We start from the raw sequence: 25,211 nt of genomic DNA, 5'->3' as shown, positions 1-25,211 counted from the left end.
CTCCGTTACAGTTTGCCAGCCGCCCCAAGCGCCTGCGCCGGGCCGGGGCCGCCATCCATCGCGGCAAAATCTTCATAGCTGCGGTATTTCTCCAAGATCGCCTGCTGCGCCTCGTCCAACAGGGCGGCGGCATCTTCGGGCCGGGTGGCGGCAAGGGCGGAATAACGCAACTCATTATAGGCGTAGTCCTTAAAGGGCAGCACCGGGCGCGGGCTATCAAGCCGGAACGGCGCCGCGCCGGTGCCCCGCAATTGCGGATCATAGCGTAGGAGCGGCCAATAGCCAGAGGCGACGGCCCGGTCTTGCTGGTTCAGCCCTTTGCGGATGTCAAACCCATGCGCGATGCAATGGCTATAGGCCAAGATAAGGCTTGGCCCGTCATAGGCCTCTGCCTCGCGGAAGGCTTGCAGCGTTTGCTGCGGGTTTGCCCCCATTGCCACCTGCGCGACGTAAACATTGCCGTAAGCCACCGCTTGCAGGGCGAGGTCTTTGCGCGCGGTGCGCTTTCCTGCGGCGGCGAATTTTGCAATCGCCCCCAAGGGCGTGGCTTTTGAAGCTTGCCCGCCGGTGTTGGAATAGACCTCCGTATCCATCACCAGCACATTCACATTGCGCCCCGAGGCCAGCACATGGTCAAGCCCGCCATAGCCAATGTCATAGGCCCAGCCATCACCGCCAACGATCCAAATCGAGCGGCGGACGAGGTGATCCACCACGCTCAGAAGATGCCGCGCTTGCGGGGCCTCGCGATGGGCGAGCAGCCGGGTTTTCAGCGTGGCGACGCGCTCGCGTTGCGCGCGGATCTCGCTTTCGCGGATTTGCGGCGCGCTGAGGATATCTGCCACCAAATCCTCGCCCACCATCGGCGCCATCTCTTGGGTGAGTGTGCGGGCAAGATCTAAGTGCTTGTCGGCGGCAAGCCGGAAGCCAAGGCCAAATTCGGCATTGTCTTCAAAGAGCGAATTCGCCCAAGCCGGGCCGCGCCCTTCGGCGTTTTTCGTCCAAGGCGTCACCGGAAGGTTGCCTGAATAAATCGAGGAACAGCCCGTGGCATTGGCCACCATCAGCCGGTCACCAAAGAGCTGGGACAGAAGCTTCACATAGGGTGTTTCCCCACAGCCCGCGCAAGCACCCGAGAACTCGAACAAAGGCTCAAGGAATTGCACGCCACGCACATTGGCAAAGTCGATCCGCGCGCGGTCATTCACCGGCAGATGTTCAAAGAAGGTCATCGCCCTACGCGCGGTTTCGACAAGCGGTTGCTTCTCTGAAAGGTTGATCGCCTTCACGCCGGGCTCATGGGGCGAAAGCGACGGGCAAGCCTCGATACACAGCCCGCAACCGGTGCAATCTTCGACATGGAATTGCAACGAAAACCGCGCGCCGGGGTAGCCGCGCGCATTGACCGGCGCGGATTTGAACCCTTCGGGCGCGCCTTCCAGCAGGTCTTCGTCAAAGTATTTCGCGCGAATGACGCTGTGCGGGCAGACGAACGAACATTGCCCGCATTGGATGCACAAATCCTCGCGCCAAAGCGGCACTTCATCGGCCACGTTGCGTTTTTCCCACGCCGCCGTGCCGGTGGGGAAGGTGCCATCGGCGGGCAGCAAGCTCACGGGGATATCGTCGCCGCGATCTTCCATCATCAGCGCGGTGACGCGGCGCACAAATTCGGGCGCGGTGGCGGGCACGGCGGGCGGGCGCTCGGTCTCTGAACTGGGTGCTTTCGGCACGGGGACCTCATGCAGCCGTTCCAGCGCGCCATCCACCGCCGCCCAGTTTTGCTCGATCACCCGTTTGCCCTTGCGGCCATAGGTTTTCTTGATCGAGGCTTTGATCTGTTCAATCGCCGCCTCGCGCGGCAACACGCCCGAAAGCGCAAAGAAACAGGTCTGCAAGATCGTATTGGTGCGCCGCCCCAGCCCCACTTCGCGCGCGGCTTTGTTGGCATCAATCACATAGAATTTCAGCCCCTTTTCGATGATGGCCGCTTGGGCCGAGCGGGGCAGGCGGTCCCAGACCTTCTCTGGCCCAAAGGGGGCGTTCAAAAGGAAGGTTGCCCCCGGGGCCGCCACGCGCAACACATCAATCTTTTGCATGAAGTGGAACTGATGGCAGGCCACGAAATTGGCCGAATGGATCAGATAGGGCGCTTTGATCGGGCGCGGGCCGAAACGGAGGTGAGACACCGTCTGCGCGCCGGATTTATGGCTGTCATAGACAAAATAGCCTTGCGCAAAGCGCCCGGCTTCTTCCGCCAAAATCTTGACCGAGTTTTTATTGGCCCCCACCGTGCCATCGGCCCCAAGGCCATAAAAGACCGCGCGGACAACGTCTTGCGGCTCGGTGACAAAGCTGGGGTCCGCGGGCAGCGAGGTCAGCCCCACATCATCGGTGATGCCAACGGTAAAGCCCTGTTTGGGCGCATCCCCCGTCAGTTCATCATAAATCGCTTTCACCTGCGCGGGGTCAAAGTCTTTGGATGAAAGCCCATAGCGCCCGCCGGTGATGCGCGGCAGGGTGGCGCGTTTTTCGGTGGCGACGGCTTCGGCCAATGTGGCCACCACATCCAAAAAGAGCGGCTCGCCCGGGGCGCCGGGTTCTTTGCAGCGGTCCAGCACGGCCAATTTGGTGCACGTAGCAGGCAGCGCCGCCAAGAACGCCTCGGCCGGGAAGGGGCGGTAGAGCCGCACCACCACCGCGCCGAGTTTCGCCCCTTGTGCGTTCAGCGCGGCGAGCGCTTCTTCCACCACCTCCGCGCCCGAGCCCATGACCACAATCACCCGCTCGGCCTCTGGATCGCCAATGTAATCGCACAGCTTGTATGCGCGCCCGGTGAGCGCGGCGAGTTTTGCCATTTCCTCGGCCACAATGCCCGGCACCGCCGCGTGGAACGGGTTTGCCGCTTCGCGCCCTTGAAAGAACACATCGGGGTTTTGCGCCGTGCCGCGCACCACGGGATTGTCGGGCGAAAGCGCGCGGGCGCGATGCGCGCGCACCAGATCATCGTCAATCATCGCGCGGATTTGCGCATCGGGGATGAGGCTCAGCGTATTGACCTCATGGCTGGTGCGGAACCCATCGAAAAAATGCACAAACGGCACGCGGGCGCGCAGCGTCGCGGCTTGCGCAATCAGCGCCATATCATGCGCCTCTTGCACCGAGGCGGAGGCGAGCATCGCAAAGCCCGTCGAGCGCACCGCCATCACATCGGAATGATCACCAAAGATCGAGAGCGCATGGGTTGCAAGCGCCCGCGCCGCCACATGAAAGACCGTGGGTGTTAACTCCCCGGCGATCTTGAACATATTGGGGATCATCAGCATGAGGCCTTGAGAGGCGGTGAAGGTCGTCGTCATCGCGCCCGCTTGCAAAGCACCATGCACCGCGCCTGCGGCCCCGGCTTCAGACTGCATTTCTTGCACCACGGGGACATTGCCCCAGATGTTACGCAGATCGCGCGCAGCCCATTCATCGGCCAGTTCCGCCATCGTCGAAGAGGGGGTGATCGGGTAAATCCCGCAAACCTCATTCACGCGGTAAGCGATATGCGCCACCGCTGTGTTGCCATCCATCACCGCTTGCACGGTGGTTGCGTCTTTTGCGGGGGCCTCTTGTTGCACAACACTGTCACGCATGGGGGGCCTCCTCCGCAATCATATCAAGCGCGCCGCAGGGGCATTGGTCGTAACAGCTTGAACAGCCTGTGCATTTGGTCAGATCAATGCGGTACCCGCGGCCCGGCCCGTGCTTCACAATTGCCTCTTCCGGGCAGGCGGCAAAGCAATTGTCGCATTCATAACATTGCCCGCAGGAATAGCACCGCGCCGCCTCATAACGGGCTTCCTTGGTGGTCAGCCCTTTGATGATTTCCTGAAACCCGCCCATGCGCACGGTTTCCGACAAATGCGCCTGCGCGCTTTGCTCGGCATCGGAATAAACGGGCAAATGCAGCGTCGCGAAATCTGCCAACGGCTGGGGTGGGGGCTCGCTGTACGTCTCGCCGCGCAGCCACGCATCTATATGGCGCGCGGCGCGTTTGCCGTGGCCGGTGGAGATGGTGACAGATTGCTGCGCGGGCACCATATCGCCGCCCGCAAAGACGCCCGTGGCCCCGGTCATCATCTCGCCCGAAACCACCACCGCACCATCGGGGGTGAACTCCAGCCCCGGCACGTTTTTCAAAAACCCACTGTCGGTTTGCTGGCCCAAGGCCAGCACCACCGCATCCGCCGAAAGGGTCTCAATCTCGCCCGTGGGTTGGGGGCGGCCCTCGGCATCAATCTCCATTCGCTCGACTTGCAGATCGGAGCCCGAGATTTCCTTGATCGTCGTCAGCCAGCGGATTTTGACGCCTTCTTCAATCGCCTCATCGGCTTCAAAACTATGCGCGGGCATATGCTCGCGGTCGCGGCGATACACGATGATCGTTTCCGTTGCGCCAAGGCGTTTCGCGGTGCGCGCCGCATCCATCGCGGTATTGCCGCCACCATACACCACCACGCGGCGGCCCAAGAGTGGCGGGGTCTCGGACGAGGTTTCATGCAGCAGATTCACCGCATCGAGCACCTTGGCCGCATCGCGCGCGGGGATTTCGACGCGTTTGCCCAGCCCCGCACCAATCGCCAGAAACACGGCATCAAACCCGCCCTGTTCCTTTTCGGCCATCAGGTCGGTGACCTTGTGGTTGAGCGTGATCCGCACCCCCAAATTCACAATCCGCGCCACATCGGCGGCCAGTTCGGCGCGCGGCATCCGATAGGCGGGAATGCCGAAATGCATCATGCCGCCCGCAATCGGCCCGGCTTCGCGGATTTCGACCTTATGGCCAAGCCGCGCCAAATGATAAGCGGCCGAAAGCCCTGCAGGCCCGGCCCCCACAATCAACACGCGCTTGTCGGTGTCCGAGCGGAGCTTGTGAAATTCCCAGCCTTCGCGCGTGGCCATATCGCCCAAGAAGCGCTCGACCGCGTGGATCGAGACCGCCTCATCCACCTCGCCCCGGTTACAGCCGCTTTCGCAGGGGTGGTAGCACACCCGGCCATGCACGGCGGGCATCGGGTTTTCTTCGGTCAGCTTTTCCCATGCGGCGCGGTAGCGGCCCTGCATCGCAAGTTCTAGCCAGGCGCGGATATTTTCTCCTGCCGGGCAGGCGGCTGAACAGGGCGGGGTGAGTGTGACGTAGCGCGGATGCTGGCTGCGCACCGGCCCCGTGCCGCGGTTGCCATAGGGGCTGACCGATGGTGTGAAATCCCGAAGCCGCGTGCTCATGCTGTTCCTCCCCAGGCGCAGTGACCGACGGGGCGAGATTAGCGAGGCGGGGAGGGGGCTTGCATGACATAGATCAGCCTAAAGGCGTATTCCTACATCACATTATTGCGCTTGAGGCGGGGCCGGGGGCAGAGCGTTGCCGCCCCCGGCCAAAATCTCAGGCCGGGATCGGATGCGCCCAATCCGAGCCAGAGGGCCCGGTAAAGAAGCCATCGGCAAAGCGGCCACCCGGCGCTTCGGGCAGCAGTTGCGCGACCAAAGCTTCGGGGGTGATATTGCCCGCGATCCGATCCGCATAGGCGGCGCAAAGCCCCATGAAATCGCCGGTTTGCGGCGACAGGCGCAGGCTATCAACGCCCGCATCGCGCAAGGCTTCGGTGTGATAGGCCGCGCAGCCGGTGGCGGCGGAAAGCGTTTGCACGCCATTCACCGACAAGAAGGCTTGCCCGTCGAGCGTATCCACCTCGCGCCCATCCCAATCTTCACCGCAGATGAATTGGCAATTGTCCTTGGCCCGGTCATGGAGCCGTGCATGGTAGCAGCGCGCCGAAATGGCGAGCGGCAACCGCCCATGCCCCCAGACCTCGATCTTCACGCCCGCCTCTTTGCCTGCTTTCGCCAAAGTCGCGATCGAGGCCAGCGGCAATTCGGGCGGCAAGCAGATGCGGGTCGCGCCCCGGCGCGCCAGATAGGCCACCGTGCCCTCGTTATAGACGTTCACCAGCGGGCCCACCCAGAACGGGGTGTTTTCCGGCAAATGTTTGAGCGCGGTGATATCGTTGATCTCAACCGGAACCCCCATCCCGAAAATATCATCGGTCTGGTTGCGTTCGCGCTTGAGCGTGACAAGCCCCAAGGTCGAGATTGCCACTTCCTTGCCCGCCTCTTGCAGCGTGGCGAGCGCCGTGGGAATTTCGGCTTCCCAAAACGGCAAGCGTTTTGAGCAGACCACTTCGCCCACAACCACCCGCGAGACCGGGGCCTGCGCAAGGTCAGCGTAGAATTTGCGCGTTGCTTCGGCTGTCCAGAAGAACAGGTTCGAGCCTACCGTCAGGTCCATCGTCATCTCCAGGTTTTCGCATAGGCCCCGGCGGTGGCGGATTGGCCTTCTGTCAGCCGGGCAAGCTCTGCCAGCGGCAATTCGCGCCCATCGGCAAGGGCATCGGTGGCAGCGCGGAAGGCGCGGACCACTTCGGCCACATAGGCGCGCGAGCGTTGCCGCCCCTCGATTTTTAGCGCGGTCACGCCCGCTTTGGCGAGCGCCGGAATAAGATGGCGCGCGTCGAGCGAAACCGGGTCTTCAAACACATGGCCGGTTTGTTCTCCGGATGTGAAGCAGCCCTTGCACAAAGTCGGATAGGGCGCGGGGCGGTCTTTGGGCGTGCGGTGGATGGTGAAGCCACCAAGCTTCGCCGCCAGATCCGGGCCTTCTTCGGCATAGACCACGTGGGAAGCCGGCGAGCAGACGCCGTTCATATTGGGCGACAGGCCGGTGGCGTAAGAGGAAAGCGCACAGCGCCCCTCGGCCATCACGCAAAGCCCGCCAAAGACGAAGGCTTCGGTTTCCACGTCGATTTCTTTGTTGATCGCGGAAATCTCGGCCACGGTCAGCACGCGCGGCAGCACAACCCGTTTTACATCAAAGGCTTCTGCATAGAAGTTGATCGCATCGGGGTTGGCGGCAGCGGCTTGCACACTCAGGTGGCGGCGCAGGTTCGGGTGATGCGTCGCTGCATAATCCAAAAGCCCGATATCGGCCAAGATCACCGCATCCACGCCCGCGGCTTCGGCATCGGCCAAGCGTTGGTGCCAAAGTTTCTCGCCGCCCGCGCGCGGGAAGGTGTTGAGCGCCACCAGCACTTTCGCGCCGCGCTTGTGCGCGCCCGCGACGGCAGGCACCAATTCTTCGGGCGAGAAGTTCAGCCCCGGAAAGTTGCGCGCGTTCGTCTCATCGGAAAACCCGCAATAAACCGCATGTGCGCCCGCCTCCACAGCGGCGCGTAGTGCCGCGGGGGTGCCTGCGGGGCAAACCAGTTCCATCATGTCCAGCCTCCAGCCAGCGTATCGACCCGGTGCAGCACCATGCCGGAGCGTTTTTCCGCCAAGGTGACGGCGGGCTGCACGAAGGGTTTGAGCGGTCCGGCCAATTCGGTCAGTTCCGCTGCAAGATCAAGTTCCGCATCATCAATCGCATTGCGCAGCGCCACCACGGCAGAGGTGTCGCCCTCAACGATCAAATCGCGGGAGAAGAAAAGCGCGTCGCCATCATAGGCGCCGTGCATCATACCAAGGAAACCTGCAATCGGCCCGGCAATGCGCGCCTCGGCCTGAGGCACATTGCGATGTGCTGTCAGCTTGACCTTGCCGCCGCGCAGATCAAGCAAGAGCTTGAAGGGCAGATCGGTCGCGTCCAGCAAGAAACGCGCTTCGCGATATTGGCCAAGGCGTTGAAACAGGCCCGGATGGCGTTTGGCAATGCGGCGCGCCAAAAGGGTCAGCGTCACCGACAGCGGCGCAAGCGGCAAGGGCCGCATCGCCCGGCCCATCAGCTTGGGCAGGCGGGGGATCTGATCATGGTCGGACATGGCGCTCCTTTCGTCAGGGATTTCTCCCCACTCCTAGATGGGCTGCTTTAACGCGGGTCACAATGCGGCAACTTGATCAATGTCAAACCTTTGATGAACCCTAGATGCTATCGCCACCATGACTTAGGAGGACATATGCGCAGCTTACCCGTTTTTTCCGACCTGCGGTCCTTCCTAGATTGGGCAAAGGGCCGCAATGAGTTACGCGCAATCGCAGAGCCGGTGGGCGTTGAATTGCAAATGTCTGCCGTGCATCGCGCGGTTTTGGAGCAAGGCGGGCCGGTGCTGCGGTTTGACGCGCCGGTGCTGCCCTCGGGCAAACGCTCAAATATCCCGGTGGTGACGAATCTTTTTGGCACCACGTCGCGGGTCGCGGCGGGGCTTGGCTTGCCGCTTGATCAGGTGCCCGCGCTTGGCGAATTTTTGGCTTCGTTGAAGGCGCCCGCGCCCGTTGAGGGGATGCGTGACGCGATTTCGCGCTGGCCGATGCTGAAAGCGGCGCTCTCGACCCGCGTCAATATTTCGAAAAAAGGCCCGGTGCAGGAGGTCGTTCTAGAACCCGGCAAGGGCCTCAACCTCGAAGATCTTCCGGTGCAGCAGTTGTGGCCGGGCGATGGCGGGCGGCTCTTTACGTGGCCCGTGGTCGTGACCCGGCCCTATGGCTCAGATGTTGATGCGGTGATGTCGTATAACCTTGGCATCTATCGCGCACAGTTGCATGGGCCCGAAAGCATCATCATGCGCTGGCTCGCCCATCGCGGCGGCGCGCAGCATCACCGCACATGGCAAGCGGCGGGCAAGCCGATGCCGGTGGCGATGGTTTTGGGCGCGGACCCGGCGACGCTTCTCTCCGCCGCTTTGCCCTTGCCCGAAAACGTCTCGGAACTCACTTTCTCGGGCGTGTTGCGCGGCCAGCGCTCGCATCTTGTGCCGTGCAAAACCGTGCCGTTGATGGTGCCTGCCGACGCCGAAATGGTGATTGAGGGCTGGATCAACGAGGGCGATACCGCGCCCGAGGGGCCGTTTGGCGACCACACTGGCTATTATAATGCGGTTGAGCCTTTCCCGGTGATGCGGGTTTCTGCGCTTACGCACCGCAAAGACCCGATCTATCTCTCCACCTATACGGGGCGCCCGCCAGATGAGCCCGCGATCATTGGCGAGGTGTTCAACGATTTGGCGCTGCCGGTCATTCGCCAACAAATCCCCGAGGTGAAAGACCTCTGGCTGCCGCCGGCCGCTTGTTCCTACCGGATCGCGGTGGTGCAGATTAAGAAAAGCTACCCCGGCCAAGCGCGGCGCGTGATGATGGCGCTTTGGGGGATGCTGGCGCAGTTCAGCTATACAAAAATGGTGATCGTCGTGGATGACGATATCGACCCGCGCAATTGGGATGATATCGCTTGGGCGATGGCCACGCGGATGGACCCGGGCCGCGATCTGGTGGTGCTCGACCGCACGCCGATGGATTACCTTGATTTCGCCTCTCCGCTGGAAGGGTTGGCGGGCAAACTGGGCATTGATGCGACCACCAAGATCGGCACCGAGACCACGCGCGAATGGGGCACGGTGATGAAAATGCGTCCCGAAGATGAGGCCTTTGCCGAAGCCGTTTTGAAGCGCCAATTCCCCGGCGGTGTGAAATGACCGCGCGGGTGATCTTGGGTGTTTCGGGGGCCTCTGGCGCGCTGTTGTCGCTCGCCGTGGCGGAAGCGCTGAGCGCGCTCAAGGTCGAGATTGATCTGGTGATGTCATCGGCTGCGAAGCTCACCTTCGCGACCGAGGCGGATGAGGGCGCGTTGGAGCGGCTGCAAGCGCTTGCGACCCGCATTCATCCGATTGGTAATGTCGGTGCGGCGATTGCCTCTGGCTCTGCGCCAAGCGCCGGGATGATCGTTGCGCCGTGCTCAATGCGCTCGCTCGCCGCGATTGCCTGCGGGATGGATGATAACCTGCTGGTCCGCGCTGCCTCGGTGCAGCTTAAAGAGCGGCGTCCGCTGATCTTGCTTGCGCGCGAAGCGCCGCTCACGCTTGCGCATCTGCGCAACATGACCTCAGTCACAGAAATGGGCGGCATCATCTTGCCGCCCGTGCCTGCCTTCTATCTGCGCCCGCAAGGGGTGGAAGAGATCGCCCGTCAGATCGGCGCGCGGGCCGTGGATTTGCTCCGTCTCGGCCCGCCACAAGCGCAAAGCTGGCAGCCTTAATCGTTCAGGCCCTTGATCTGAACGGTGGTGGTCATGCCGTCGCCTTTACCATGCCCCAAAGGCCGCGCCCCCGGTTCGCCGGGGGTGAGTTTTTTGCCAAAGAGCGCAGGCGCAAGCCCCACCGCCAGCGCCACATAGCCCGCCGCAAAGAAGAGGGCCGAGGCCATCAGCGTGACGGTTTGCTCGCCCGAGACACGCAGCGCGAGCGCCAAGATCAAAGCGATCCCCGCCGCTTTGAGCGGTTTCGTCGCCACGGCGGGGCGTGCCGCGCGGCCAAGGCTCGATTTGATCATCACCGCCATCGACAGGCCCGCCACCGCGCCAATCGCCAGCAAATGGGTCGCGGCAGGGAAGATTTGCATCGAGGTCGCCGCGGACAGCCCCATCGCATATTGGCCAAGGCCAAGGCACATGAAGGCGACATGGAAGCCCGTCAGCAGCGCGTCATTTTTGAACGCCCAGCCCGAGCGCCAGAACATCACGCGGAACAGGTTCGTCGCACCAGCGAGCACCAGCACCGCACCAAAGGCCCGCACCGGCAAAAACGCGGCGGGCACGCACAGCCCGGTGAAAATCGGCCCCCAACGATCAAGGCTTTTCATCGCATGGGGCAGGGCGGTTTCCCCCGCATGGACCATTGCATTGCGGGTCAGCGCATTGGTAAGTTTGCCGCCAAACGCCGCATTCATCGTGGCACACGCCATCAAACCCGCCATGGCGCCCGTGGCCGCAATACCATCCCAAATGCCCATCCAATCAAGGTGCATGACAAGGTTGGAGATGAAGTGCAGGAAGAAAATCATCACAAAACCAAAGGTTTTGAGCTTGGCGTGAAAGGTCTCGACGGTGATCTTGCCTGCAAAGATCGGCATCGCGACTCGCGCCATCACCACCACGTCAAAGCTGAGATCAATCAGCGCAACCATCGGGGCCGAGAGCGTGGCAGAGGCCGCAACGGCGATCCGCCCCGCGACCCAAAGCGCGGTCAGAAGCGGAAAGAAAAGCCAGCCGGTGAAGCGCGGCGCATTGGCCAAGAAAATCCCCGCCATCACCGCGCCGCCATAGCCAAAAATCAGCTCATGCGCGTGCCAATCAATCGGCATGGCGCGGGTGGGCAAAAGCTCGTTGCCAATACCATGACCGATCCAATGCCCCCAAAGCCCGGCTGCAAGGGCAGCAAAAAGGGCGGCGGCAAGGTAAAGCGGGCGGTGACCTTCCCGAAGGAAGCGAGGCGGCGCGAAGGTCTGCGCAAAGGACATGGGGCGGCTCCTTGTATTTCTTCTTTCGTGCCCCCAACCGCGCCCCTTGGCAAGCCTGTGACGCGGCGGCAGATAGCTGCACCCAAGTGGGCGTGGCCTAACCCATCATTGCGCGCGCGGCATCGCGTTGCGCCGCGCCAAGCCGTGCGATCAGCGCGCCAAACGCGCGCAATTGCGCCCCCAAGGGGGAGGAGCGGCGCCACACAAGCCCCACACGGCGCCCCAGCACGGGGGGTGGCAGGCGCACCAAATTGACCTGCGCAGAGCGGGTTTCGACCGGCAGGGCGATCTCTGGCAACAGCGTAACGCCAATGCCCACACCGACCATTTGCACGAGCGTGGACAGCGAAGACCCTTCCATCACCGAGCGGCCCTGCGTGGGACCGGGTTTGCAAAAGGCAAGCGCTTGGTCGCGAAAGCAATGCCCTTCTTCAAGCAGCAACAGCCGCATCGTCGGCAAAGCCTCCGCCGAGGGAACCGGCAGCCCCGCATCCCCCGCCGGGCGCACCAGCACGAAATCTTCCTCAAAAAGCGGCTCTTCAAAAAGCGCGGGTTCAGAAATGGGCAAAGCCATGATCGCCGCATCAAGCCGTGCCTCGATCAGGTCTTCGACGAGCTTCCCCGTCACCGCCTCGCGCGGCAAAAGATCGAGCCCCGGAAAGGTCACTGCGCATTCGCGCACCAGCCCCGGCAAAAGGTATGGCGCAATCGTCGGGATCACGCCAAGCCGCATCGGCCCGGTGAGCGGCCCCCGCGCGCTGCGCGCCAAATGCCCCAATTCATCCACGGCGCGCAAAATCTCGCGCACGCGGGGCGCAAAGGCGGCCCCCAACGCCGTGAGCCGGATTTGCCGGGCCGAGCGTTCCACCAAAGCGCCGCCCACGGCGGCCTCCATCTCGCGGATTTGCACCGAAAGTGCAGGTTGCGAGATCGCGCAATCTTCCGCCGCGCGGCCAAAATGGCCCAAACGGGCGAGCGCATCGAAATAGCGCAACTGCTTCATCGACAGGTTTAACATCAGATTTTCTTATCGAAGCCTTCAGCTATTGCAATTGGAAATTATCGCCCATCGCCCCTAGCTTGTGTGCAGACGGCGGAACACCCCGCAAGACAGGCCTTCAAGGGAGGAACTCTGATGGACGGCAATGATCTCAAAAGCACGGGCAAATGCCCTGTGATGCATGGCGGCGCGACCGCGCTTGGCGCGGATACGATGCGCTGGTGGCCGAATGCGCTCAACCTCGACATTTTGCATCAGCATGATGAAAAGACCAATCCGCTCAAAGGCTTCAACTACCGCGAAGCGGTACAGGAGTTGGATTTTGAGGCGCTGCGGGCCGATTTGCATGCGCTCATGACCGATAGCCAATCTTGGTGGCCGGCGGATTGGGGCCATTACGGCGGGTTGATGATCCGCATGGCGTGGCACGCGGCGGGCAGCTATCGCAGCGCCGATGGGCGCGGCGGCGGCAATACCGGCAACCAACGTTTCGCACCGCTCAATTCCTGGCCCGATAACGTGAGCCTTGATAAAGCGCGGCGTCTGCTGTGGCCGATCAAAAAGAAATACGGCAGCAAAATCTCTTGGGCGGATTTGATCCTTTACGCAGGCACGGTGGCCTATGAATCGATGGGGTTGAAGCCCTATGGATTTGGCTTTGGCCGCGAAGATATTTGGGCCCCGGAGAAAGACGTCTATTGGGGCGCCGAGACCGAATGGCTTGCGCCGTCCGATGGCCGCTACGGCGATGTTGAAAAGCCCGACACGATGGAAAACCCGCTCGCTGCCGTGCAGATGGGGCTGATCTATGTGAACCCCGAGGGTGTGAACGGCAAACCCGATCCGGCGAAAACTGCGCTCCATGTGCGCGAAACCTTTGCCCGGATGGGGATGAATGACGAAGAAACCGTCGCGCTGACGGCGGGCGGGCACACCGTTGGCAAAACCCACGGCAATGGCGACGCAAGCCAATTGGGCGCGGACCCGGAAGCGGCGGATGTGACGGCCCAAGGCCTTGGCTGGGCGAACCCGACGATGGCGGGTAAAGCGGCCAATGCGATCACCTCTGGCCTTGAAGGGGCATGGACCACGCATCCGACCAAATGGGACATGGGCTTCTTTGAGATGCTCTTTGGCCATGAATGGGAGTTGCGCAAATCCCCCGCGGGCGCGTGGCAATGGGAGCCGGTGGAGATTGCGGAAGAAGACCGCCCGCTTGATGCCACCGACCCGAGCAAGCGGCACAATCCGATGATGACCGATGCCGATATGGCGATGAAGGTGGACCCGATTTACAACGCGATCTGCCAGAAATTCATGGCCGATCCGGCGGCGTTCAACGATGCCTTTGCCCGCGCGTGGTTCAAGCTGTTGCACCGCGATATGGGGCCGAAGTCGCGCTACCTTGGCCCTTGGGTGCCGAGCGAAGATCTGGTCTGGCAAGACCCGGTTCCGGTTGGCCCGACGGGCTATGATGTGCCTGCGCTCAAAGCGAAAATCGCCGCTTCTGGCCTGAGTGTGGGGGAATTGGTTGCCACCGCTTGGGACAGCGCGCGGACCTTCCGCCAATCCGATATGCGCGGCGGGGCGAATGGCGCGCGCATCCGCCTTGCGCCGCAAAAGGATTGGGAAGGCAATGAGCCTGCGCGTTTGGCCAAGGTGCTGGGCGTGTTAGAGCCGCTCGCGGCAGAAGCCGGGGCCTCGGTCGCCGATGTGATCGTGCTTGCGGGCAATGTCGGCGTCGAGCAGGCCGCGAAGGTGGCGGGGGTCACCGTCACCGTGCCCTTCACGCCGGGCCGCGGCGACGCGACCGATGCGATGACCGATGCGGAAAGCTTTGACGTGCTGGAACCGATCCATGACGGGTTCCGCAACTGGCTGAAGAAAGACTATGCCGTTGCGCCCGAAGAACTGCTTTTGGACCGTGCGCAACTGATGGGGCTGACGGCGGCGGAAATGACCGTGTTGGTCGGCGGGCTGCGGGTGATCGGCGCTAATGCTGGCGCGTCGGCCGACGGGGTGTTCACCGATAAGCCCGGCGCGCTCAGCACCGATTTCTTTGTGAACCTCACCGATATGGGCAACACTTGGGAGAAGGTGCCGGGCGGCTATGAAGTCCGCGACCGGGCGAGCGGGGCTGCGAAATGGCCCGCGAGCCGCGTCGATCTGGTGTTTGGCTCCAATTCGATCCTGCGCGCCTATGCCGAGCTTTATGCCCAAGATGATGCGGGCGAGAAGTTCGTGTGCGATTTCGTGTCGGCTTGGGTCAAGGTGATGGAGGCGGACCGCTTCGATCTGCGCGCCTAAGGAATGGCGGAAAAGACGAAAGGCCCCGGCGTGCTCCGGGGCCTTTTTATTGTTGGGCTCGATAGGGTCGTTTATGGTCCGGGCGACAAGCCCGGGCCGCGCCCGACCCGCCCCATGGGCGGGCGCATTGCTGCGGCGCGAACAGAACAATCGTCCGAGTTGAGGGCACCATAAAGCGCCCCTCACCAGCGTTTCGAAGCGCACACCCCGGGTCGGGCGCGGCCCTCATCTCTATAAAATCACACCGGCAGCGCTTGCGCCGAGGCCAGCGCGCAAGCCACGGTGCGCGCGGCGGATTTGCGGGCATCGCCCAGAACCACCGCGCCCAGCACCCGCGCGGAGCGGCCTTGATCGTCACAGGGGCACCAGCCCGAAGCATCGGTGAGACCGGCTTTTTGCGCCAGCACCCCGGCCTGTTGCGGTGCGATGAAGTTCACCACATCGGCACGGATCTCGCCCGCATCGGTCAGCAACAGCCCGCGGTCGGCATCGACCGCCGTCACCCGCGCGCCCTGCGCCGGGGCGAGCCACGCGACATTGCGCGAAATGCGTTGAAGACCCGCCGCCATCGCAAAGCCCTGACGCAAAGCCGGATCATTGCTTTCATCCAAAACGGTGAGCCGCGCGCCGGGCACCGCCGCCACGGCGCGGGCCAAGGCGAGGGCTCGGGTCATTGCCACATGCGGGTGGCTGATCTCAGCGGGCAGGCGCAGCACGACATGGCCGTTTTCCCGCAAAGCCGCGAGTTGCGCCGAAAGTCTGCGGGCCTCACGGGCATTGCCCCAAGCGGCGGGCCAAGCATGGCGCGCGCGCGCATCCAGCCCGGCGATCTTTTCTACTTTCGGCGCAATGCCGGGGGCCAGAACCAAACGGTCAAAGGCCATAGCGCGGCCCGAGAACAGCGCCGCGCGGCCCGCACGCCAATCCACGCCCGTGACCTCGTCAATTTTCACCTGCACGCCTGCAGCGGCGAGCGTGGAGAGCGTTGCGCCCGAGGCGGGGCGGTCAAAGGCTGTGGCGGGGGACGGGTCACGCGCCATCCGGGTCGGGTCGCGTTCGATCAGCGTCACCGAGGCGCCGGGGTTCGAAGCGGCAAGTTTCGAGGCGGCCAAAGCGCCTGCGGGGCCTGCGCCAATCACCAAGGCGCGCTCGCCTTTACGAAGCGCGAAGCTGGTGCCCGTGGCCGCCAGCGCGGCGCCGGACAAAAGGCCTAGGGTCAGGCTGCGGCGGCTCATACGGGTCATCACATCGCTCCTTTTCAGCGTTTCTTTTCAAGAAGTTCGGCTTCGGGGTGAATGGGGCGGTAAATCTCCACCCGATCGCCTTCCTTCAGCACTCGGTCAAGGTTACAGATTTGGCCAAAGACACCGATCTTGTTTTCTTCCAGATCAATCTCGGGGAATTGCTCCAACAGGCCGGAACGGTCGATCGCCTCTTTCGCGGTCGCCTCTTCGGGCACATCAACATGTCTCCAGACCTGTGCGGTCGGCTTGGCATAGGCAACACCAACGATCATTCGTCATCCTCCTCAACCGGGACGGGGCCAAGGGCGCCAGCGGCGGTAAAGACCTTGGGCGCGCGCAGTTCTTGGATTTCTTCGTCAATGGATTTGCCGCGCGCATCAATCACCGCTTTGAGCGCAAGCAAGAAGCCCGTCACGATGAAACCGCCGGGCGGCAAGATCAGGATCAAAAAGCCCGGAAAATCGGGAAAGAGCGTCATTTCCATAAAGGCGAAATGGCTTCCCAGCAGGATCGAGGCATTGGCAAACAGCGTGCCCGAGCCAAAGACCTCGCGCAGCGCGCCCACCAAAACCAGCGCCACGGTAAAGCCGATGCCCATCATCAACCCATCCCAAAGCGACGGGATCACGCCATTGCGCGAGGCAAAGGCTTCGGCGCGGCCCAAGATCGCGCAGTTGGTCACGATCAGCGGGATGAAGAGGCCCAGAACCTTATGCAAATCATGCACATAGGCGTTTAGCGCCATATCCACCACGGTCACGATACAAGCGATGATCAGCACGAAAGCGGGAATGCGGATTTCCGGGGCGATCACTTTACGCAGCGCCGAAATGATCCCGTTCGAGGCGATCAGCACGGCGGTGGAGGCGAGCCCCATGCCAAGCCCGTTCGTGGCCGTGCCGGTGATGGCAAGCGCCGGGCAAAGCGCCAAAAGCTGGCCGAAGACGATGTTTTTATCCCAAAAACCGTCGCGGGCGATTTTGCCGAAATTCGTGGCCATCATTCGTCTCCGTTGCGGGGGATGGGGGCGGTGAGCGCAAGGCGGTTGCGTTCATAAAAGGTCAGCCCGCGGGCGATGGTGCCAACCACGGCGCGCGGGGTGATGGTCGCGCCCGAGAATTGGTCAAACACACCGCCATCGCGCTTCACCTTCCAGCCATCGGGGGTGGGGTCGGTCAAAGAGCGCCCGGTAAAGCCTTCGATCCAATCGCCTTTTGCGACTTCGATCTTATCGCCAAGGCCGGGCGTTTCGGTATGGGACAGCACCCGCACGCCCAAGAGCGTGCCATCGGGCGCAATGCCGATCAGCACCCGGATCGCGCCGGAATAGCCAAAGCCCACCAGCTCATAGGCCATGCCGGTGACGCTATTGCCCTTGGCGGCGATATGCACGCTGACCATGCCCTCATCGGCATCTTCCACGCTGCGCAGATCGGTGGCTGGATCGTTGTCATAGATCTCGGCGGGCAGCACTTGCGCGAGCGAGGCGGCCAAGTCTTCGGCGCTGCGCTGCGCGATTGGGGCTTGGGTGGTTTGGTCGGCCATCGCCAAAAGCCCGGCGGTGACGAGTGAGAACAGCCCCAGCATCAGCCCATGCGCGAAGGGCGAGGATTTCAGCCAGCTTTTGGCTGGTTTCGGCTCTTTGATGTCCTCGCTCATGCCTTGCCTCCGGCGGCTTGTTTGGTGCGTTTCGGTTTGGCAATCGGCAACGGTTTGCCGGTGCGGGTGCGCCCAAAGACACGCGGGCGGACATAGGTCTCAATCAGCGGCGTGCAGGAGTTCATCAAGAGCACCGCAAAGGCCACGCCTTCAGGGAACGACCCCCAAGTGCGGATCACAAAAATCAGCGCGCCGATGCCGATGCCATAAATCACCTTGCCCAAGGCCGAGACCGGGGAGGTCACGTAATCAGTGGCAATGAAGAAGGCGCAGAGCATGGTCGAGCCCGCGGTGAGGTGCAGGATCGGCGGGGCGAAGGTGTCGGGTGCGAGCGTCGACGCGATGAAGGAAAGCCCCGCGATTGTGCCCAAAACCGAGAGCGGAATGGCGAGCGTGATGATGCGCATGAAAACCAGCGCCAAGCCGCCCGCGAGCAAGAGCAGGGTGGAAGTTTCGCCCATCGAGCCGGGCACAAGGCCAATCAACCGCGCTTTGAGGTCGGCCAGATCAGGCGTGATCGCCCCCATCGAGGCGCCAGCGCCCAACTGGCTTTTGATGTGGCTCAGTGTCGACGCCGAGGAGATCGCATCATATTCGCTTGACCCGGCAAAGGTGATGGCGAGCGAATGCACAAAGCCCGGGCCTTCAAACAGGCCCACCGGCGGCACCCAAGTGGTCATATGCACGGGCAGGGCAATGAGCAGCATGGCGCGCGCAACCATCGCGGGGTTGAAAAGGTTTTGCCCCAGACCGCCGAACATGTGTTTGGCAATCACAATCGCGATGCCCGAGCCAATCACCCCCACCCACCACGGCGCATAGGGCGGCAAGGTCATCGCCACAAGCCAGCCGGAGAGCAGCGCAGAGCCATCCCGGGCAAAGGGGCCAATTGGTTTGCCCGCCACCCAAAGCGACAGGATTTCAAACAGATAGGCAGAGGCCACCGTGGTGATAAACAGAAAAATCGCGGGCCAGCCGAATTGATAGAGGCCAAACACGGTGGCGGGCGTCAGCGCCAGCACCACCGCCAGCATCGTGCGGTTCACGGTGAAGACGGTATGGGTATGCGGAGCGGCCAGAAGCGGTTGCGCGGTCACGAGTTGGCCTCCCCTTGGGTTTGTTGCGCCATGGGTTCGGCGGCGGCGGCTTCCGCAGCGGCCTTTTCAGCGGCGGCTTTTTTCTTGGCTTCCATCTCGGCTTTGCGCTTCAGCATCATCTGGCGTTTTGCCTCGGCGATGGCTTCTTCGCGGGCCTTGCGGGCCTCGGCCAAGCGTTTGGTTTCTTCGGCTTGGTGCTTGCGGCTTTGCTTCTCGGCCAGCTTGCCTTTGGCGAAGTGGAAGGTCTGCACAAGCGGGATATTGCCCGGGCAGGTATAGGCGCAGCAGCCGCAGGTCAGGCAATCCATCAGGCCGATTTTCGCGGCCCCATCCAGATCATCGGCTTGGATGCGGGCGTTCATTTCAAAGGGCGTCAGCCCCACCGGGCAAGATTGCACGCAGCGTCCGCAGCGAATGCAGGGCATCACGTCAGAGCCGGGGGTTTCCGCTTTTGACAGCGCCAAAATCCCGTTTGCACCCTTCACAATCGGCACGCGGCGGTTGTGGATCGGTTGGCCCATCATCGGCCCGCCCAGCAGCAGCCGGTCGGGTTCTTCGGCAAAGCCGCCGCAATGGTTGATCACTTCAGACACCGGGGTGCCGATCAGCACTTTGACATTCGCGGGCCGTTTCGCGGCGCGGCCCGAGACCGTCACAATCCGCGAAATCAGCGGCTCGCCGTAGCGCACCGCATTGTGGACGGCATGCGCCGTGGCGACATTATGGACCACTACGCCAAGGTCCGCAGTGAGCGCGCGGGCAGGCGTTTCCTTGCCCGTCAAAATCCGCACCAGATGCTTTTCCGAGCCCATCGGATATTGCGTCGGCACGACCTTCACTTGGAACGTGTAATCAAGCGCGCGGTTGTAGCGGCTCATCACATCAATCGCTTGCGGCTTGTTCGATTCAATCGCAACGATGATGTTTTTCACGCCAAGCGCGCGGCCCATGATGCCGATGCCGTCGGCGATTTCCTCGGCGCGTTCGCGCATCAAGCGGTCATCGCAGGTCAGGTAGGGTTCGCATTCTGCGCCATTGATGATGAGCGTGTGCAGATCATATTTGGCGCGCAGATTGAGCTTCACGGCAGAGGGGAAGGTCGCGCCCCCCATCCCCACAATCCCGGCTTCGGCCACTTGGGCGGAAATCTCTTCGGGCGTGGCATCTTCGGGGCGCATACGCGGCAGGCGGGGGCCCCATTTGTCTTCGCCATCGGGACGAATGGTGATGGTGGGCACCGGCAGGCCCGACGGGTGCGGGGCGATGAAATGACCGACCGCAATCACCCGGCCCGAGGTGGGCGCGTGGATATTGGCCGACACCGGGCCGCGCGCCTTCGCCACCAACTGGCCTTTGAGCACATAATCATCGCGTGCCACGATCGGTTCGGCTTCGGCCCCGATATGCTGTTGAAGCGGCAGCCGGATCAGGGTCGGCACCGGCATCACCTCGATCTCGCTTTCGGAGCTGAGGTATTTGCGCGGATCGGGGTGCACGCCTTTGAAGCTGAAGAACTGCGACGGGTGCAAAAGCGTGGAAAGAGAGGGCAGAAGGCTCATGCTGCGCGCTCCGTGCTGGCGGCGCCAAGGCGCGGTTCGGGTTTGTCCCAATACCATTGGCGCAGGGATTTCGGTTTGACGCGCTTGACGATCGCCTCGGTCGGGCAAACTTCGATACAGGCGTCACAGCCGGTGCAAGCATCGGTGATGACGGTGTGAATTTGCCGGTTCGCGCCGATGATCGCGTCGGTCGGGCAGCGCTTGAAGCATTTGGTGCAGCCGGTGCAGTGGTCTTCAAAGATGAAGGCGACCATCGGCTCCACCTCGGCCATGCCCGAAAGTGCGCCATCGCCCTCAATCGTGACCACCTGCGCGAGTTCAAGCGCGAGATCGCGGCCGCCCGGCGTGCAAGCGGTGACGGGCGCTTCACCCGCCGCCATTGCCTCGGCCAGACCGTGGCAGCCCGGATAGCCACAGGCGCCGCAATTGGTGCCCGGCAAGATCGCGTCAATCGCATCCACCACCGGGGGCGCTTCGACATGGAACTTGCGCGCGGCAAAACCGAGCATCAGCCCCAGCCCGGTCCCAAGGGCAGACATCGCGGCGACGGCTTCGATCATCTCGGGTACTCCTTATCGTCTCAATTGGGCACGAGGCCGGCAAAGCCCATGAAGGCCATCGACAGAAGGCCCGCAGATACAAAGGCAATGGGGGCGCCCGCGAAGGGGGCAGGAACGGCCAGCTGCGCCATGCGCTCGCGCATGCCCGCGAAGATCACCAGCACCAGTGTGAAGCCAAGCGCCGAGCCAAAACCATAAAGCAGGCTGGAGGCGAAGCCGTGGCCTTCTTGGATGTTCAAAAGCGCCACGCCCAGCACCGCACAGTTGGTGGTGATGAGCGGCAGATAAATACCGAGCGAGCGGTGCAGCCCCGGCGAGAGCTTGCGCAGCACGGTTTCGATAAACTGCACGATCGCGGCGATCACCAAGATCAGGCTCAGGATGCGCAGAAAGCCCAAATCGAGCGGCTCCAGCACCAGCACTTCAACAAACCAGCTGGCCGCGGCGGCAAGCGTCAGCACGAAGGTGGTGGCAAGCCCCATGCCGATGGCAGCATCGGTTTTGCGCGACACGCCCATGAAGGGGCACAGGCCCAGAAACTTCACCAGCACCACGTTGTTCACCAGCGCCGTGCTGAGCAGGATCAGGAAAAAGTCGTGCATGCCAGCCTCCGTTCACGGCCCGTCGGGGGAAATGCGAGCCCTTGCCGGAGTTGAAGCAAAGCCTGTGCCAAGTGGCTTTGTCTGGCGGGCGGCGGGGTGCTTTTTGCGCGCGCGGGTCATGCAGGCACGGGGGAACGACGGCGCGGGGGCTGTGGGATGGGGAAACGAGGCTTTGTGCCTGTTTTGCAAGGCTTGTCGCATTCCCTACAAATTGTCGGACCTGCGCCATCACGCATTCGGGAGCAGGGCCCGTGGTGTGAAACCCGACTTTCCCTGCCTTGGGCCAAGCGGGGCAGGGCAGGGTGGCGCTATGGCGGGCTTTGGGGCGCTTGGCACGGTTCTTGCTTCATCTTTGGTGATGCGCATTTTTCGCGCCCAACCGGAGCAAGACCTTGTCCGTCCCGCCTTTTGCCCTGCGCCCGCCCGCGCCCCGCACCACCGGCCCCGAGGGTCCGGTCACGGTCGCCCCCGGTGTGACCTGGATCGGTGCGTTGGACCCCGGTCTGCGCAGCTTCGATGTGATTTTGAAAACCTCCAACGGCACGACCTATAATTCTTACCTCGTGCGCGGCTCCGAAGGCGTGGCGGTGATTGATACCGTCAAAGCCGAATTCACCGGAGCCTTCTTCAAGAGGTTTGAGGAAAGCGCCTCTTACGACGAGATCCGCTACATCGTTTTGAACCACCTTGAGCCCGATCACACCGGCGCCGTGCCCGAATTGGTGCGCCGTGCGCCGCAGGCGGAAATTCTGCTGTCCCCGCGTGGGCTGCCGATGCTGCGCGCGCTTTTGGGGGCCGAGTTTGACAATGCCAAGGTGCGCCCCGTCACCACCGGCCACAGCGCCGATCTGGGCGACCGCAAGCTTGATTTCATCAACACGCCCTATGTCCATTGGCCCGATACGCAATGCACCTGGCTTGCCGATGCGCGGGTGCTGTTTACCTGCGATCTTTTTGGCAGCCATTTCTGCGATGGGCGGCTGTTTGAAGATCAGGTGGATGATTTCCGCCTTGCCTTTGACAATTACTTCGACCGGATCATGCGGCCTTTCCGCAGTTTCGTGACCTCGGCGCTCGATAAAATCGAGCCGCTGGATTTCGCAGTGCTTGCCCCGGCCCATGGCCCGATTTTGCGCTCCGCGCCCCGCGATTGGCTCGCGCGCACACGGCTTTTGGCGACGCCGCGCCGCAAGGCGGACAGCGCCGAAAAAGTGCTGCTGATCTTTTACGTCTCGGCCTATGGCTCGACCGCGCAATTGGCGCAGGCGATCCATGATGGCGCCGAAGAAGAGCCCGGTGTGCGGGTTTCGCTCTTTGATCTGGAAGGCTCGGATATCTCCCCCTTCCTTGATCTGATCGAAGAGGCCGACGGGATCGCCCTTGGCACGCCCACCATCAACGGGGATGCGGTGCGCACCGTTTGGGATATGCTTGCGCGCTTGGTAGATATTGAAACCAAAGGGAAATTGGGCGCAGCCTTTGGGTCTTATGGTTGGTCGGGTGAGGCGGTGCGCCTTGTTGAGGCGCGGCTGCAAGGGTTGAAAATGCGCCTGCCCGAACCGGGGCTGCGGGTCAAACTGCACCCGTCCCCCGAAGAGTTGGAAGAGGGGCGCGCCTTTGGCCGTCGTTTGGCGCAGCAACTCACCGGCACCGCCGCGCCGCGCGAAATCGACTTTGCAGAACTTGCCGCCCGCTAACCGGATTTAAGAACGAAGGACAAAGCATGGAAAAGGCGACACTGACGTTCACCGATGTCTCGATCACAGTGAACGTTCCCCCCGGAACCCGGATCATTGAGATGTCCGAAAAAGTTGGCTCCGGCATCACTTACGGCTGCCGCGAGGGCGAATGCGGCACCTGCCTGACCCATGTGGTTGAAGGCGCCGAGAACCTCTCGGAACCCTCGGCGCTGGAAATGCGGGTGCTGTCGGAGAATTTGGCAGGCAGCGACGATCGGCTCGCTTGCCAATGCCGTGTCCTTGGCGGGAACGTCAAAGTCCGTCCGGGCTAAAAGTTAAAAGCCTTCCACCGCGAGCTTCGGCTCGCAAAACCCTGACCAGGAAAGGAAATTCCAATGGCCATGCAAATCGACCCGAACCTGTGCACCTCCTGTGGCGATTGCGAACCGCAATGCCCGACCGAGGCGATCTCGCCGAAAAAAGGCGTTTATGCGATCAACGCCGATCTGTGCAACGAATGCGAAGGGGAAGACCTGCCGCATTGCGTCTCGACCTGCATGGAAGACGGCTGCATCACGCCGATCGAGGCGTAAGATGACGGGCTGCACGCCCGATCTTGCCGCCGATCCCGCACCGCGCGCGCTGAGCGAGCGGCTGCGGGTCGTGGCGGTGGGGCCCGAGCGGGTGACGGTTTTGGCCGACCGCGCGGCGGGCTGTGCGGCTTGCGCCTCGCGCAAGGGCTGCGGCACCGGGGCTTTGGCCCAGTTGTCGCGCCCGCAACTGCTTGAGATTGCCCGCCCCGAAGGCTTGGAAATCCGCCCCGGCGATGAGCTTGAGGTGATGATGGGCGGCAATGACTTTTTGGCGGCTGCCGGGCTCGCCTATCTTTTGCCGGCAGTGACCTTGGTGGTGGGGGTGTCCATCGCGGCGGGGCTCGGGGCAGGGGATCTGCTTTCGGGGCTCGTTGGCCTTGGGGCTTTGGCGCTTGGCTTTGTTCCGGTGGCTTTGATGGAGCGACGCGGGCGAAACGTGGCCGAATTGCAAGCGGTTGCCGTGCATCCGCCGCGCGTGGAGAGTTGCCACACATGAAGGCACGGGGCGCGCTTTTTCGGCTCTCTATCGCCGCTGTGACGGTGCTGGCCTTGGCCGGAACAGTCCACGCTTTGCGCCCCGAACCGGATGTGAGCCAATCGCTTTATTTGTTTGGCACGCTGGTCGAGGTGGAAATCCACGGCGTGGACGAAGCCAAGGCAAAGGCCGCGATTGCCCGTGTCGATCAGCATCTACAACATATCCACAAAGATTGGCACGCGTGGCGCCCCGGCACGTTGGAACGCCTGAATGCGGCCTTTGCGGCGGGCGAAAGCATCTCCGTCGACCCGACCTTGGCGAAGGTTTTGGAACGAGGGCGTGATCTCACCTGCGCCTCTGATGGGCTTTTTGACCCGGCGATCGGCGCGTTGATCGAGGCGTGGGGCTTTCATGCCGACACGCTGCCCGAGGGTGATCCGCCCTCCGAGGGCACCATTGCCGCATTGATTGCGCCGCATCCGACCATGCTGGATGTGACGATTGACGGCACCACGATCCGCGCCGCCAACCCCGCCGTGCAGCTTGACCTTGGCGCCTATGCCAAAGGCGCGGCGCTCGATTTGGCCGAAGAGGATCTGCGCGCCGCAGGCATTACCGATGCCGTTTTAAATGCCGGTGGCGGCGTGCAGGTGATGGGCCACCACGGCGCGCGGCCTTGGCGGGTGGCGATCCGCGACCCCTTCGCTTGGGGGGTGGTGGCCGCGCTCGAACTCGCGCCCGGCGAGGCGCTGCATACCTCTGGCAATTATGAGCGGTATCTTGAGGCCGGGGGCCTTCGTTTTTCTCACATTCTTGACCCGCGCACGGGGCGGCCTGTGACCGATATCGTCTCAGTTTCGGTGCTGGCTGAAAACGGCGCGCTCGCCGATGCCGCAGCCACCGCGCTGAGTGTGGCCGGTGCGCAAGATTGGCCGCGCATCGCCGCGCAGATGGGGGTTGAGAATGTGCTGATGATCACCGGGCAGGGCGAGATTTTCGCCACGCCTTCCATGCGGGCGCGGCTTGATCCGGTGGGGGGCGATTTTCCCGCCCCCGTGACCTTGGTCGATCTGCCCGCCTCACCCCGCCCGCGCTGCAACTAAGCGCTGGC

The 25,211-nt window shown here is 62.7% G+C and carries 23 protein-coding genes; 8 read left to right on the top strand and 15 right to left on the bottom strand.

The features are described 5' to 3' along the window. Positions 1-5 precede the first annotated feature (5 nt). The 5 genes from nifJ to CRO18_RS04875 all read right to left on the bottom strand — a co-directional run bounded on the left by nifJ (position 6) and on the right by CRO18_RS04875 (position 7,856). The gene (gene nifJ, locus CRO18_RS04895) at positions 6-3,638 is read right to left on the bottom strand and encodes a pyruvate:ferredoxin (flavodoxin) oxidoreductase (protein ID WP_097081261.1); all 3,633 of its coding nucleotides are present in this window, start codon (positions 3,636-3,638) and stop codon (positions 6-8) included. Beyond that, on the bottom strand, positions 3,631-5,271 hold the full coding sequence (locus CRO18_RS04890; protein ID WP_097081260.1) for an NAD(P)-binding protein: 1,641 nt from the start codon (positions 5,269-5,271) through the stop codon (positions 3,631-3,633). The genes nifJ and CRO18_RS04890 overlap by 8 nt, the downstream gene beginning before the upstream one ends. A gap of 157 nt (positions 5,272-5,428) precedes the next feature. After that, positions 5,429-6,331 carry a U32 family peptidase gene (locus CRO18_RS04885; RefSeq protein WP_097081553.1) on the bottom strand — a complete coding sequence of 301 codons (903 nt, stop codon included), beginning with the start codon at positions 6,329-6,331 and terminating at the stop codon, positions 5,429-5,431. 2 nt (positions 6,332-6,333) lie between these two features. Next, positions 6,334-7,311 carry a peptidase U32 family protein gene (locus tag CRO18_RS04880; RefSeq protein WP_076483390.1) on the bottom strand — a complete coding sequence of 326 codons (978 nt, stop codon included), beginning with the start codon at positions 7,309-7,311 and terminating at the stop codon, positions 6,334-6,336. Further along, complete coding sequence (locus CRO18_RS04875; protein ID WP_076483391.1) at positions 7,311-7,856, bottom strand: SCP2 domain-containing protein; 546 nt, start codon at positions 7,854-7,856, stop codon at positions 7,311-7,313. The genes CRO18_RS04880 and CRO18_RS04875 overlap by 1 nt, the downstream gene beginning before the upstream one ends. A gap of 135 nt (positions 7,857-7,991) precedes the next feature. On the opposite strand from CRO18_RS04875, the gene CRO18_RS04870 reads away from it, so the two are divergent. Next, positions 7,992-9,503, top strand: a complete 1,512-nt coding sequence (locus tag CRO18_RS04870) for a UbiD family decarboxylase (RefSeq protein WP_097081259.1) — start codon at positions 7,992-7,994, stop codon at positions 9,501-9,503. Then, positions 9,500-10,063 carry a UbiX family flavin prenyltransferase gene (locus CRO18_RS04865; protein WP_097081258.1) on the top strand — a complete coding sequence of 188 codons (564 nt, stop codon included), beginning with the start codon at positions 9,500-9,502 and terminating at the stop codon, positions 10,061-10,063. The genes CRO18_RS04870 and CRO18_RS04865 overlap by 4 nt, the downstream gene beginning before the upstream one ends. Here the strand turns inward: CRO18_RS04865 and CRO18_RS04860 are convergent. Both CRO18_RS04860 and CRO18_RS04855 read right to left on the bottom strand, forming a co-directional pair. Then, a complete protein-coding gene (locus CRO18_RS04860) occupies positions 10,060-11,322 on the bottom strand; it encodes an NnrS family protein (protein WP_076483394.1) in 1,263 nt (420 codons plus the stop codon). The two genes, CRO18_RS04865 and CRO18_RS04860, sit on opposite strands and share 4 nt — an antisense overlap. Before the next feature lie 97 nt (positions 11,323-11,419). Continuing rightward, positions 11,420-12,340 (bottom strand): hydrogen peroxide-inducible genes activator, encoded by a 921-nt coding sequence (locus CRO18_RS04855; RefSeq protein WP_097081257.1) that lies wholly within the window; start codon positions 12,338-12,340, stop codon positions 11,420-11,422. 117 nt (positions 12,341-12,457) lie between these two features. Between CRO18_RS04855 and katG the strand changes: the two genes are divergently transcribed. Next, the gene (gene katG, locus CRO18_RS04850) at positions 12,458-14,629 is read left to right on the top strand and encodes a catalase/peroxidase HPI (RefSeq protein ID WP_097081256.1); all 2,172 of its coding nucleotides are present in this window, start codon (positions 12,458-12,460) and stop codon (positions 14,627-14,629) included. A gap of 239 nt (positions 14,630-14,868) precedes the next feature. Here katG and CRO18_RS04845 read toward each other — a convergent pair whose 3' ends face one another. Genes CRO18_RS04845 through rsxA form a run of 8 tightly spaced genes read right to left on the bottom strand, consistent with a single transcriptional unit; the run spans position 14,869 to position 21,350 of the window. Further along, positions 14,869-15,873, bottom strand: a complete 1,005-nt coding sequence (locus CRO18_RS04845; RefSeq protein WP_097081255.1) for an FAD-dependent oxidoreductase — start codon at positions 15,871-15,873, stop codon at positions 14,869-14,871. 14 nt (positions 15,874-15,887) lie between these two features. Beyond that, positions 15,888-16,145: an RnfH family protein gene (locus CRO18_RS04840; protein WP_076483398.1), complete on the bottom strand. Its 258-nt coding sequence runs from the start codon at positions 16,143-16,145 to the stop codon at positions 15,888-15,890. After that, a complete protein-coding gene (locus tag CRO18_RS04835; RefSeq protein ID WP_076483591.1) occupies positions 16,142-16,873 on the bottom strand; it encodes an electron transport complex subunit E in 732 nt (243 codons plus the stop codon). The genes CRO18_RS04840 and CRO18_RS04835 overlap by 4 nt, the downstream gene beginning before the upstream one ends. Further along, positions 16,873-17,532: an electron transport complex subunit RsxG gene (gene rsxG, locus CRO18_RS04830; protein ID WP_076483399.1), complete on the bottom strand. Its 660-nt coding sequence runs from the start codon at positions 17,530-17,532 to the stop codon at positions 16,873-16,875. Before rsxG ends, CRO18_RS04835 begins: the two co-directional genes overlap by 1 nt. Beyond that, on the bottom strand, positions 17,529-18,629 hold the full coding sequence (locus CRO18_RS04825; protein WP_097081254.1) for an RnfABCDGE type electron transport complex subunit D: 1,101 nt from the start codon (positions 18,627-18,629) through the stop codon (positions 17,529-17,531). Before CRO18_RS04825 ends, rsxG begins: the two co-directional genes overlap by 4 nt. Continuing rightward, a complete protein-coding gene (gene rsxC, locus CRO18_RS04820; RefSeq protein WP_097081253.1) occupies positions 18,626-20,188 on the bottom strand; it encodes an electron transport complex subunit RsxC in 1,563 nt (520 codons plus the stop codon). Before rsxC ends, CRO18_RS04825 begins: the two co-directional genes overlap by 4 nt. Further along, positions 20,185-20,748, bottom strand: a complete 564-nt coding sequence (locus CRO18_RS04815; protein ID WP_076483402.1) for an RnfABCDGE type electron transport complex subunit B — start codon at positions 20,746-20,748, stop codon at positions 20,185-20,187. Before CRO18_RS04815 ends, rsxC begins: the two co-directional genes overlap by 4 nt. A 20-nt stretch (positions 20,749-20,768) precedes the next feature. Further along, a complete protein-coding gene (gene rsxA, locus CRO18_RS04810) occupies positions 20,769-21,350 on the bottom strand; it encodes an electron transport complex subunit RsxA (RefSeq protein ID WP_097081252.1) in 582 nt (193 codons plus the stop codon). A 392-nt stretch (positions 21,351-21,742) separates the two neighbouring features. Here rsxA and CRO18_RS04805 point away from each other — a divergent pair, with 392 nt between their 5' ends. The 5 genes from CRO18_RS04805 (at position 21,743) to CRO18_RS04785 (ending at position 25,203) form a co-directional block, all read left to right on the top strand. After that, positions 21,743-23,047 carry an FprA family A-type flavoprotein gene (locus CRO18_RS04805; RefSeq protein WP_083951860.1) on the top strand — a complete coding sequence of 435 codons (1,305 nt, stop codon included), beginning with the start codon at positions 21,743-21,745 and terminating at the stop codon, positions 23,045-23,047. A gap of 26 nt (positions 23,048-23,073) precedes the next feature. Beyond that, positions 23,074-23,361: a ferredoxin FdxC gene (fdxC, locus tag CRO18_RS04800; protein WP_076483404.1), complete on the top strand. Its 288-nt coding sequence runs from the start codon at positions 23,074-23,076 to the stop codon at positions 23,359-23,361. A gap of 63 nt (positions 23,362-23,424) precedes the next feature. Next, positions 23,425-23,622 (top strand): DUF362 domain-containing protein, encoded by a 198-nt coding sequence (locus CRO18_RS04795; RefSeq protein ID WP_076483405.1) that lies wholly within the window; start codon positions 23,425-23,427, stop codon positions 23,620-23,622. Position 23,623: 1 nt separating this feature from the next. Continuing rightward, on the top strand, positions 23,624-24,118 hold the full coding sequence (locus tag CRO18_RS04790; RefSeq protein WP_170952559.1) for a SoxR reducing system RseC family protein: 495 nt from the start codon (positions 23,624-23,626) through the stop codon (positions 24,116-24,118). Beyond that, positions 24,115-25,203, top strand: a complete 1,089-nt coding sequence (locus CRO18_RS04785) for an FAD:protein FMN transferase (protein WP_097081250.1) — start codon at positions 24,115-24,117, stop codon at positions 25,201-25,203. The genes CRO18_RS04790 and CRO18_RS04785 overlap by 4 nt, the downstream gene beginning before the upstream one ends. Positions 25,204-25,211 lie beyond the last annotated feature (8 nt).

This window comes from Rhodobacter sp. JA431 (genome assembly GCF_900217725.1).
In the GTDB taxonomy this organism is placed as follows: domain Bacteria; phylum Pseudomonadota; class Alphaproteobacteria; order Rhodobacterales; family Rhodobacteraceae; genus Rhodobacter; species Rhodobacter aestuarii.
Note: the sequence above shows the minus strand (reverse complement) of the source record. Positions and strands in the feature narration are given on the sequence as shown.